The sequence below is a fragment of the uncultured Sphingorhabdus sp. genome (assembly GCF_937872355.1).
GTDB lineage: Bacteria > Pseudomonadota > Alphaproteobacteria > Sphingomonadales > Sphingomonadaceae > Sphingorhabdus_B.
The window spans coordinates 1-9,848 of record NZ_CALMSV010000093.1; the positions used below are offsets into that span (position 1 = coordinate 1).

The 9,848-nt window shown below is 57.7% G+C and carries 11 protein-coding genes and 1 pseudogene; 7 read left to right on the forward strand and 5 right to left on the reverse strand.

The annotated features are described in order from the left end of the window. Positions 1-200: pseudogene (locus Q0239_RS05200) on the forward strand (vgr related protein); the annotation flags it as partial. A gap of 77 nt (positions 201-277) precedes the next feature. Then, positions 278-1,435 carry an indoleamine 2,3-dioxygenase gene (locus tag Q0239_RS05205; protein WP_298599434.1) on the forward strand — a complete coding sequence of 386 codons (1,158 nt, stop codon included), beginning with the start codon at positions 278-280 and terminating at the stop codon, positions 1,433-1,435. Here the strand turns inward: Q0239_RS05205 and Q0239_RS05210 are convergent. Continuing rightward, entirely contained in the window at positions 1,432-2,826 is a 1,395-nt protein-coding gene (locus tag Q0239_RS05210) for an MATE family efflux transporter (RefSeq protein WP_298599437.1), read from the reverse strand. The two genes, Q0239_RS05205 and Q0239_RS05210, sit on opposite strands and share 4 nt — an antisense overlap. A 125-nt stretch (positions 2,827-2,951) precedes the next feature. Here Q0239_RS05210 and Q0239_RS05215 point away from each other — a divergent pair, with 125 nt between their 5' ends. Continuing rightward, the gene (locus Q0239_RS05215) at positions 2,952-3,620 is read left to right on the forward strand and encodes a CDP-alcohol phosphatidyltransferase family protein (protein WP_298599440.1); all 669 of its coding nucleotides are present in this window, start codon (positions 2,952-2,954) and stop codon (positions 3,618-3,620) included. Positions 3,621-3,626: 6 nt separating this feature from the next. Here Q0239_RS05215 and Q0239_RS05220 read toward each other — a convergent pair whose 3' ends face one another. From Q0239_RS05220 to Q0239_RS05235, 4 genes are all read right to left on the reverse strand, one after another. Beyond that, positions 3,627-4,307 carry a hypothetical protein gene (locus Q0239_RS05220; protein WP_298599443.1) on the reverse strand — a complete coding sequence of 227 codons (681 nt, stop codon included), beginning with the start codon at positions 4,305-4,307 and terminating at the stop codon, positions 3,627-3,629. A 103-nt stretch (positions 4,308-4,410) separates the two neighbouring features. Further along, positions 4,411-4,977: a nucleotide exchange factor GrpE gene (gene grpE, locus Q0239_RS05225; RefSeq protein ID WP_298599446.1), complete on the reverse strand. Its 567-nt coding sequence runs from the start codon at positions 4,975-4,977 to the stop codon at positions 4,411-4,413. 45 nt (positions 4,978-5,022) lie between these two features. Then, positions 5,023-6,066 carry a heat-inducible transcriptional repressor HrcA gene (gene hrcA / locus Q0239_RS05230; protein WP_298599449.1) on the reverse strand — a complete coding sequence of 348 codons (1,044 nt, stop codon included), beginning with the start codon at positions 6,064-6,066 and terminating at the stop codon, positions 5,023-5,025. Positions 6,067-6,099: 33 nt separating this feature from the next. Next, on the reverse strand, positions 6,100-7,128 hold the full coding sequence (locus Q0239_RS05235) for a hypothetical protein (RefSeq protein WP_298599452.1): 1,029 nt from the start codon (positions 7,126-7,128) through the stop codon (positions 6,100-6,102). Positions 7,129-7,238: 110 nt separating this feature from the next. Between Q0239_RS05235 and rph the strand changes: the two genes are divergently transcribed. From rph to Q0239_RS05255, 4 genes are all read left to right on the forward strand, one after another. Beyond that, positions 7,239-7,952 carry a ribonuclease PH gene (gene rph, locus Q0239_RS05240; RefSeq protein WP_298599455.1) on the forward strand — a complete coding sequence of 238 codons (714 nt, stop codon included), beginning with the start codon at positions 7,239-7,241 and terminating at the stop codon, positions 7,950-7,952. Beyond that, a complete protein-coding gene (gene rdgB, locus Q0239_RS05245) occupies positions 7,949-8,602 on the forward strand; it encodes an RdgB/HAM1 family non-canonical purine NTP pyrophosphatase (protein WP_298599458.1) in 654 nt (217 codons plus the stop codon). Before rph ends, rdgB begins: the two co-directional genes overlap by 4 nt. Positions 8,603-8,660: 58 nt before the next feature. Continuing rightward, positions 8,661-9,203: a DUF2239 family protein gene (locus Q0239_RS05250; RefSeq protein ID WP_298599461.1), complete on the forward strand. Its 543-nt coding sequence runs from the start codon at positions 8,661-8,663 to the stop codon at positions 9,201-9,203. Continuing rightward, a partial coding sequence (locus Q0239_RS05255; protein ID WP_298599464.1) for a coproporphyrinogen-III oxidase family protein occupies positions 9,203-9,848 on the forward strand: 646 nt, incomplete at its 3' end. The genes Q0239_RS05250 and Q0239_RS05255, both read left to right, overlap by 1 nt.

The window sequence follows — 9,848 nt, forward strand, 5'->3', positions numbered from 1 at the left end:
ACCAGCAGGGCATTTTCCTGCCGCTGAAGCGCCACCCCTTTTGCCGCTATGACTACAGCCTGAAGCCGGGATGGAAACTCGAGCAATATGGCATCGAGCAACAGGCCGAAATCGTTCGCCATGTCTTCCTACTGAAGAACGGCGCGAAGGTACCGGGCGCACCTGAGTTGCAACAATATGTGGGCATCCTGCCTTTCTGATTGCTTGCACCAACAAGTTTCATTTGATACCAAATGCGCAGAGGTGGCCCAACCCGCACCTCGCCTATGAGACTTCCATGAAACTTGAAGATTTTGGCCTCAGCGCAGAGCGTGGCTACCTCTCAACCCATGAAATCGATGAAATTTCGTTGCCCGATAGCTTCGACGAAATGCTGGATGCAGCCACGAGCCTGTCGGACCTGATTACTTCAGGCCGCGTGCGCCATTTCCTGAAACAGGTTGGCCATCCCGACATGGCAACCTTCCTCGCCAGTGCCAGCAACGAACAGGTGCGCACGGCAATGGTCCACTATAGCTTCCTCGTTCAGGCCTATGTCTGGGGAGAGGCCGAGGCGCCGACAACCTTGCCCGCGAACCTCGCCATCCCCATTTGCGCGATAGGCGACCATCTTGGACTGCCGCCCTTGCTCCCCTATTCGGGTTATGTCCTCGACAATTGGTACCGGCTCGACAAGAGCGGCGGCATCAGCCTCGACAATATCGCGATGCACCAGAATTTCCTCGGTGGTCAGGATGAGAATTGGTTCGTCCTTGTCCATGTCGCAATCGAGGCCGAAGCAGGACGGGCATTGCAGCTGGCGACCGAACTGGTCGAGGCGGCGGCACTGCAAGACGCAGTAAAAATCGAGCAACTGCTGACTGACATGAACAGCGTCTGGGATGCCATGAATGCGCATTTCGATCGCATGCCCGAACGCTGCGATCCCTATATCTACTACCAGCGCGTGCGCCCTTACATCCATGGCTGGAAGAACAACCCGGCAATGCCCGAAGGTCTGATCTACGAAGGCGTTGCCAAATATGCGGGCAAGCCGCAGGCCTTTCGCGGGCAGACCGGATCGCAAAGCTCGATTGTTCCCGCGATGGACGGGCTGTTCCAGGTGGTGCACGAAAGCGATCCATTGCGCGAGTTTCTCGACGAGCTACATCAATACCGCCCGCCGCAGCACCGCGCCTTCATCGATGCGGTTCGCGAAGCCAGCACGCTGCGCGACTTTGCGAAAACGCAAAACCAATCGGTCAAGGATGCCTTCAACGCCTGTGTCGAACAGGTCGCCCGCTTCCGCACCCGCCACCTCGAATATGCGGCGAGCTATATCAACAAGCAGGCTTCGTCAGGCGCAGGCAATGACACCGATGTCGGCACCGGCGGAACGCCGTTCATGAAATACCTCAAGAAGCACCGCGACGAAAATCGCGCGCAGACGATCTAATTCGTCGGAACAAGTCTCAGCCGGTGGCGCATCAGCCACCGGCTGAGGACCAATGCGGCGACAATGCCAAGGCCGAGGGCAAGGCCGATCCAGATGCCTACGCCGTCATAACCCCGGTAAAAGGCGAGCCAGCAGCCAAAACCGATGCCGACGGCCCAATAGCCGAACGCGGCAAAAAGCATCGGCCAGGTCGTATCCTGCAACCCGCGTAACATGCCGGTACCCACCACTTGCGCCCCGTCAACAATCTGGAAAATGGCGGCGATAATCAGGAAGGAGACGGCGAGCCGCAGCACCTCTGCATTACCCTTCAATTCGGGGTCGAGGAAGAAACCGGCCAGCGTTTCTGGGATCGTCCAGATCAATATGGCCATCACAGTCATGAAACCGACCCCCAACGCATAAGCTGTCCAGCCCGATAGCCGGATTGCCTCCGCATCACGCCTACCATAACCAAGCCCGACACGCACAGTCGCCGCCTGTGCGAGGCCCATCGGCACCATGAAGGTCATCGACGCGATCTGGATCGCCACAGCATGGGCGGCGGCGGCCTCTATGCTGATATAACCCATCAGGAAAATCGCGGCGGCAAAGACCATCGCTTCAAAACCCATATGCAGCCCGATGGGCAAACCCAGTTTCCAAATTGTTGCAAAGCGCTGCCAATCGGCGCGCCACCAGCGACCAAAGAGGTGATAGCGGCGGAATTTCGGGTGCCGCATTGCAATGACAGCCAGAAACAGGAACTGGAACAGTCCCGTCAACGTACTGCCGATCCCTGCCCCGACCAGCTCCAGCCTTGGCAATCCGAAATGGCCGAAGATCAGGCCATAATTGAGCACGGCGTTGACCACCACTGCGGCAGAGCCCGCGACCATCGTCCATTTGGGAAGTTCCAGCGCCGCCATGAAGCTGCGCAACGCAACAACGCCCAGCTGCGGCCACAAGAGCCACATGATTGCGCGCATGAATTGGCCTGTGTCTTCGGCAAGCCTTTGCGGTTGCCCCGCCCATTCAAGGAAATCACCGGTAAACCAAAGCAACGCCCAGATCGGGATGCAGACAACCGTTGCTGACCACATCGACTGCCGGAAGGTGCGGCGGATATCGCGCACCGAATAGGATTTGCGGCCAAGCTCTGCCGCCATCAATGGCGATCCTGCTACGACAATACCGATACCGACGAGCATCATCGCGAACAATATGCCAGTTCCCATTGCGGACGCCGCAAGAGCGTCCGGCCCAAGCCGCGCGAGCAGGAAAACGTCCGTCGAATTGATCAGAACCATCGTGACGTTGGTGAGTATTAAAGGCCAGGCGAGCGCCAGCGTCGCGCGAAGCTCGTCGCGCCAGGGGGACTGGCGGTCCAATGCAGTTGCCGCTGTGGCCATGGCATTCGATTAGCCCAGCTTTTACGGTGCGGCTAGTGCTGGAAATGCTTCCCGCTTTCCGGCTTGCGCTTTTGTGCGCGCTGTCACAAAAGCGCAACATTGGGGGATGGCAAAAAGGACAATAAGTGACTGCCCCAAAACGCATTCAGGAAAATCTGACCGCAGGCATCGAACGCCGCCTATTAAACTGGATTTGTGCGCGCTTGCCTATGTGGTGGACGCCCGACCGGCTGACAGCGCTCGGCTTTTTCGGTGCCATCCTGATCTCCGCTGGCTATATCGCAAGCAACTGGGGCCGCGACTGGTTGTGGATTTCCGTCTTCGGCTATTGCCTCAATTGGTTCGGCGATTCGCTCGACGGCAGCGTCGCCCGCTTCCGCAAGATCGAACGGCCCAATTATGGCTATTTCATCGACCACAGCCTTGATGCACTCGCCAACACGATCTTCATTCTGGGTATGGGACTGAGCCCCTATATGAGGATGGACACCGCTTTGTTTGGTTTGGCCGGTTATTTGCTGCTGTCGATCCACACCTTCATTTCAGCAAGAGTCACCGGCGTGATGAACCTCACCTATCTGGGCGGCGGACCGACCGAGGTCAGGATGATGCTGATTGTACTGACGATCTGTATGTTTGTGCTCGGACCAGAGGCGAACATTCACTGGCCTGTGGCCGGCCAGATGTTCTCACCTTTTGACATTTTTGCGGTCGTGCTGGGTATGTTGTTAACCGGCGTGTTTGTGTTCCACACAACGCGATCAGGCATCGATTTGTTCCGAAAGGGAAGTTGAACCCGCTTAGTATCCGCACCAACTTGGTGCGCTCTCATCCCCGTCGCACTGCTTTCGATCCATCGCGTCGAGATAATATTTATGTCGCCCGATACGCGTCCAGACGACTGTCGGTTTGGTCACCGGAGTGTCCGCTTCAGGCTCAAAAATCTTTATGCCGGTTGTCATCTTCTTCCGGTTGATGAGGTAGTTGATACTGATTTCCTCACCCGTTCCGCCATTGCGCGCATAGGATCTGCGGTCAAAACCGATCAATCGATATCGGCCATTTTCGAGCCGGAATTTAAAGCTGTCCTTGGACGTGCTCCAGCTGCCGCAGCTAAGCCAGTAATTGAGATTTAACGTCAGCACATTGTTGCGCAGATCCATGCCGCCCTCTTCGAGCGGATCAGCAAGACATGGTGTATCGCTATCCCCTTCGGGTGGCAGGAAATTGTCCGCTGAACCGGTCCGTTTATAACCAGCAGCAGTGCGCGATAGAATCAATAACCGGCGCGGATTGGTGTTGAGTTCATCCGGCCCGAGCCCGGCATTTTTGATCCGCTTTGCCGGATCATCCTGCTCTATCATCAGAACCGCAGCATCCGCTTCGGCCACATCTCCGATCAGTTTCCAGCCAGACGGAACATGACTTTGCCAATCTTCCGCCGCATAAGCTGCGGGCAACGCAACCAGGGATAAAGCCAAGAAGCCAAGCGATTTCAAAACACTACTCCCGCATCACATTCGCAAATCCTGAACCGGTTTTGCGCGTTTTTCAAGGGAGAGCGGCACCTAGTACATCACATAGCTAGTCCGGTTTTTTGGCAACTCCGACCATAGCCGGTCGCAACAACCGATCCTTAATCATGTAACCCGCCTGCATTTCTGCGACGACAGTGCCCGGCTCTGCATCTGCGGTCGGAATTTCGACCATCGCCTGATGCTGGTTGGGGTCGAGTGGCAGACCCATTGCGGCGATGCGGCTGATGCCGTGCTTGGCGAACACGCTTTCCAGTTCGCGACCGGTGGCTTCAAGGCCTGTGACCAGCGGCTTCATCGCCTCGCTCTCGCGCATTTCGGCGGGGATTGCTTCCAGCGCGCGCGTCAGATTGTCCGATACTGACAGGATATCTCGGGCAAAGCCGGTGGCGGCATAAGCGCGTGCATCGGCGGCTTCCTTTTCCATGCGACGACGCACATTCTGCACCTCGGCCTGTGCATAAAGGATATCCTGCCGCGCGGTTTCCAACTCTGCCGCCAGCTTGTTCAGTTCTTCCGCGGCGCTGTCGGCAGAACCAGCATCGTCCTTCAGATGCTCGGGAACACCGTCCAGTTCCTGTTCAACCGCTGCGTCCTGTTTGCTCTTGTCGTTCATATTCGCCCCGAATGTCTTTGTTGCAGGCGCATATAGGCGCTCGCATCATTTCATCAAGCGGCTGAGCGCCTGCGCGGTAAAATCGACCATGGGTACGATGCGGGCATAGTTTAGCCGGGTCGGGCCGATTACGCCGACCACGCCGACAATCTTGCCACCCTGATCGCGATAGGGTGCGGCAATCACGGACGACCCTGAAAGCGAGAACAGGTTATTTTCGGAACCGATGAATATCCGCGTAGCCTGCGCTTCGCGCGCGCTGTCGATCAGGCGGGCGATTTCTTCGGTGTTTTCAAGCTCGTCCAGCAACTGACGCACGCGATCAAGATCGGCTGCCGCGCTTTCATCGATAAGGTTCGATTGCCCGCGCACGATCAGCACTGGCCTGTCATTGGCGTCGAGCGACCAGACCGCAAGACCATTGCGCACCAGTTCAGCACTAGCTTGGTCTAGCGCGGCTTTGTGGCTGCGAATTTCAGCATCGAGTCGCGCCAGCGCTTCGGATAGCGTCAGGCCGGAGAGGCGCGCGCTGATATAATTGCCCGCCTCGGTCAACGCACCGTCGCCGACGGCAGGCGAAATATCGACCAGCCGGTTCTCGACGCTGCCATCAGCTCCAACCATGATGGCCAACGCCTGTGTTGCAGACAACCGGGCAAAGCTGAATTGTTTCAGCACCGCCTCGCGCTTGGGCACCATCACCACGCCTGCGCAGGCAGAAAGACCGGACAGCGCGGCGGTGGCGGCGGCAAGTGCCGTTTCTATCGGGCCGCTGCCCGCAATTTGCGATTCGATAGCCCGCCGCTCTTCTGCAGTGGGTTCTGCCGCCTGCATCATGCCGTCGACAAACAGGCGCAAGCCTTGCTCGGTCGGCATCCGCCCGGCACTGGTGTGTGGTGCAGCGAGCAATCCAGCCTCCTCCAGATCCTGCATCACATTGCGGATCGATGCGGGAGAGAGGTTGAGCCCGCTGACTTTCGACAGCGTGCGCGAACCTACCGGCGCGCCGGATTCGAGATAACTTTCGACAACGACCTTGAAGATCGTGCGGGTGCGATCATTGAGTTCCGAGATGGGGTGCATTGCCATTGCACAGGAATGTGCGCAGCCCCTGCGTCGGTGTCAATCAGGCTTCACCAGATTTCGCGCTATCAGGGGATATATGGGTGCCAGCATCGCCCAGATCGCTTCATTCTTGGCGGTGTAGCATGTTCGATCGAAGCGATAGCCTTTTTGGTCATTATCCTCCGACCACTTCAGAATTCCAAAGGGCTGATCGGTCGTGCAGCGACGGTTGGGTTCATCCGGATCGGTTTCCCAAGGCTCTATGATCGGTGCGACACGTCCGGCAATCACGCCATCCAGTGAAGCCCGAACTTTGAGATAACCCGCCCGACCAATGTCGAACCGGCTTTCCCCGGTCGGAATGAAATATTGGTCGCGCAACTCCTTGTCTGCATACCAGCTGATATCACCGTCGGTTACGATTTTTCCTTTTCCATCGGGGTGTAATATAAACAGCTTACCACCGGCCCCCATGGGACCAACTTCATCATAGCGCAGTGTTTCGTTCCATTCGAAAGGTTTACTGTCTTTGGGAACGGAAACCGCGATATTACCGCCTTGTTCAGACAGGCGCTTGCCGAGAATCTGCCAAGCCTGATCGAACCGCGCCAACATCTCTGCCACAGCCTTATCTTCGTTGCGGCAACCAAAGTCTGCAAAAGCCAGCCCTTCCTTGGCATCTTTGGTCCAACGTAATTGGGCGGAACCAAGGTCCAATGTGCGGGCCATACGGCATTCAAGCCACGGGCCATCCAGCGTCAAGGGCATCGGACCGCGTTCGACAAATTGCGCCAAAGCGGAGCGCAGTTCGGCATAGCCGTCCGCCCCGATATCAATAGGATGCTCGCCTTGCAGGAAGTAATAGTCATTTTCGGCAGACGGGATCAAATGTCCGATAGAAAAGGGGATAGCAACTTCACCCTTACCGTCGGGGCCAACGGTCCATTTGAACCGGTTACCAAAGCGTGTGCCAATGATTGTGTAGTGCAGCGTTTCACCACCCACGTCAGCATTTTCTATTTGAGGGGATTCTGGCGATGCCGCATCCGCCGCAGCTAGCGATGGCGTCATAGCCAGTGCCGTCATAAATGATATCAAGCCACCCAGGCGCATAACTTTCTCCCTCGGTCGCATTGCTCCCATAGCTATCTTCGGATAAGTGCCGCGCCATTAATACCATCAAAGGATACTAGTACATGCGCCCATCCGGACGTGCGCCAGACGAAATGCGCGCCATCTTCATCGAAACCGCTTTCACCAAACATGCCGAAGGCAGCGTGCTGATTGGTTTCGGCGACACGCAGGTGTTGTGCACCGCCAGTGTCGAAGACCGGCTGCCGCCATGGTTGCGCGGCAAGGGTGAAGGCTGGGTGACTGCCGAATATTCGATGCTTCCCCGAGCTACGCACACGCGTGGCCAGCGCGAAGCAGCCAAAGGCAAGCAATCGGGCCGGACGCAGGAAATCCAGCGGCTGATCGGGCGTTCATTGCGTGCGGTTGTTGACCTCAAAAAGCTCGGCGAATTCCAGATCACGCTCGATTGCGACGTGCTGCAGGCCGACGGCGGCACCCGTACAGCTGCAATTTCCGGCGCGTGGGTCGCCCTGCGTCTCGCCGTCAACAAGCTGATGGCCGAGGGCAAGATCAAGGAAGACCCGATCACCGGGCGCGTTGCGGCTGTAAGTTGCGGTATCTGCAACGGTACGCCGGTGCTCGACCTCGATTATGTCGAAGATTCAAGTGCCGATGCCGACGCCAATTTCGTTTTGATCGAAGGCGGCAAGATCGCCGAGGTGCAGGCAACTGCAGAGGGCGCGACCTATGACGAGGAAGCCTTGCTTCGACTGCTGCGTCTTGCCCGCATGGGATGTGACCGGATTTTTGCAGCGCAGAGCGAAGCGGTGAAGTGACGGGCAACGGTTCAGGGCGCAAACTCGCCCCCGGAAAACTGGTCATCGCCAGCCATAATGCTGGCAAGGTACGCGAAATTCGTACGTTGCTCGAACCGTTCGGGATCGAGCCGGTTTCGGCAGGCGATCTGGGCTTGCCCGAGCCGGAAGAAACCGGAACGACCTTTGCCGAAAATGCACTGCTAAAGGCGCATGCCTCGGCGCAAAGTTCGGACCTGCCTGCGCTTGCCGATGATAGCGGCTTGTGCGTCGCGGCTTTGGGCGGTGCGCCGGGGGTATACACCGCCGACTGGGCCGAAAAGCAGTGGTTCGAGGCGCAGGCGCTCGGTGGGCCGGGTCGCGACTGGTTTCTTGCTATGGGCAAGGTCGAGGGAAAGCTGGCCGAGCAAGGCCCCGATGTTGATCGCAGCGCCTATTTCATCTGCACTCTCGCATTGGCTTGGCCTGACGGTCATGAGGAAGTGTTTGAGGGACGCGTTCAGGGCACGCTCGCCTGGCCGCCACGCGGAACGATGGGTTTTGGCTATGATCCGGTGTTTGTGCCTCTGGGGCGCGACCAGACATTTGCCGAACTCGATCCGGCTGAAAAGCACGCGATGAGCCACCGCGCCGATGCCTTCCGGAAGTTGGTTGAGGCGATTTTCGATTAGATTTGAATTTTATCCGGATAATATTGACATGGGTTTTATCCGGATATAATAGCAGCGGATGACCAACAGAAACGAAACTGTATCCGCCTTTTTAGGCGACACATCGCTTGGCACCGGCAGCCGCGAAGCTTTGACCCGGATGCTAGAGGAGCGATATCCTAGCGACTTGGGTGCTATTCTGGTGTTCGATGACGAAACCGGAAAATTGGCAGATCTCGATTTCTGGGATGCTGCGAAATCTGCACCTGCCCCGGCGTCGGGCCGCCCTCGTCTGGGGGTTAAGGCGCGCGAGGTGACATTGCTTCCCCGGCACTGGGACTGGCTATCATCGGAACCGGGCGGAGCGTCGGCGGCCCTTCGCCGTCTGGTCGATGCAGCAATCGAAGCGGCACCCAAATTGCGTCAGCGCCGCGATGCGATGTACAGCTTCATGAGCCATCTTTGCGGCGATCGCCCGGGCTTTGAAGAGGCAACGCGCGCGCTGTATCGCGACGATGTAGAAGGCTTCGCATCGATCATTGCTGCGTGGCCGGAAGACATCAGGCGTTATCTCGACAGATTGGCGGGCAATACGCCACCGGCGGAATCGACCGCAATTTGATGGAGTTGCCGCTCGCCCTTTACATCCATTGGCCGTTTTGCGTTTCGAAATGCCCCTATTGCGACTTCAACAGCCATGTGCGCGAACAAGTGGACCAAGCGGTTTGGCGCGAGGCGTTACTCGCTGACCTTGCGCATGAGGCGCGACTGACCGAAGGCCGCAAGCTGGGGTCTATCTTCTTTGGCGGCGGCACGCCTTCGTTGATGCCGCCAGAAACCGCTGCCGCGCTTATCGATGCAGCAGAACAGCATTGGGGCTTTGCCGACGATATTGAAATCACGCTGGAGGCGAACCCTTCCTCGGTAGAGGCGGCGCGCTTTGCCGAACTGGCGGCAGCGGGGGTCAATCGGGTGTCGTTGGGATTGCAGGCGCTAGATGATGCGACACTTGCTTTCCTGGGCCGTGCGCATCGGGTGGACGAGAGCCTTGTCGCACTCGAAACCGCACAAAGGCATTTCGACCGTGTCAGTATCGATCTGATCTATGCCCGCCCAGACCAAAGCCCTGAGGCATGGGACGCCGAGCTGGCGCGCGCGATCGGCTTTGGCACCACGCATATATCGCTTTACCAACTAACCATCGAGCCCGGCACCCGCTTCGCCACCGATGTTGCGAAGCGGCAATGGGAACCGCTCGACGATGATG

Coding starts and splice junctions, on each gene's coding strand:
- Q0239_RS05205 (WP_298599434.1), top strand. CDS start 278: ATGAAACTTGAAGATTTTGGCCTCAGCGCAGAGCGTGGCTACCTCTCA.
- Q0239_RS05210 (WP_298599437.1), bottom strand. CDS start 2,826: ATGGCCACAGCGGCAACTGCATTGGACCGCCAGTCCCCCTGGCGCGAC.
- grpE (WP_298599446.1), bottom strand. CDS start 4,977: ATGAACGACAAGAGCAAACAGGACGCAGCGGTTGAACAGGAACTGGAC.
- hrcA (WP_298599449.1), bottom strand. CDS start 6,066: ATGGCAATGCACCCCATCTCGGAACTCAATGATCGCACCCGCACGATC.
- Q0239_RS05235 (WP_298599452.1), bottom strand. CDS start 7,128: ATGACGGCACTGGCTATGACGCCATCGCTAGCTGCGGCGGATGCGGCA.
- rph (WP_298599455.1), top strand. CDS start 7,239: ATGCGCCCATCCGGACGTGCGCCAGACGAAATGCGCGCCATCTTCATC.
- Q0239_RS05250 (WP_298599461.1), top strand. CDS start 8,661: ATGACCAACAGAAACGAAACTGTATCCGCCTTTTTAGGCGACACATCG.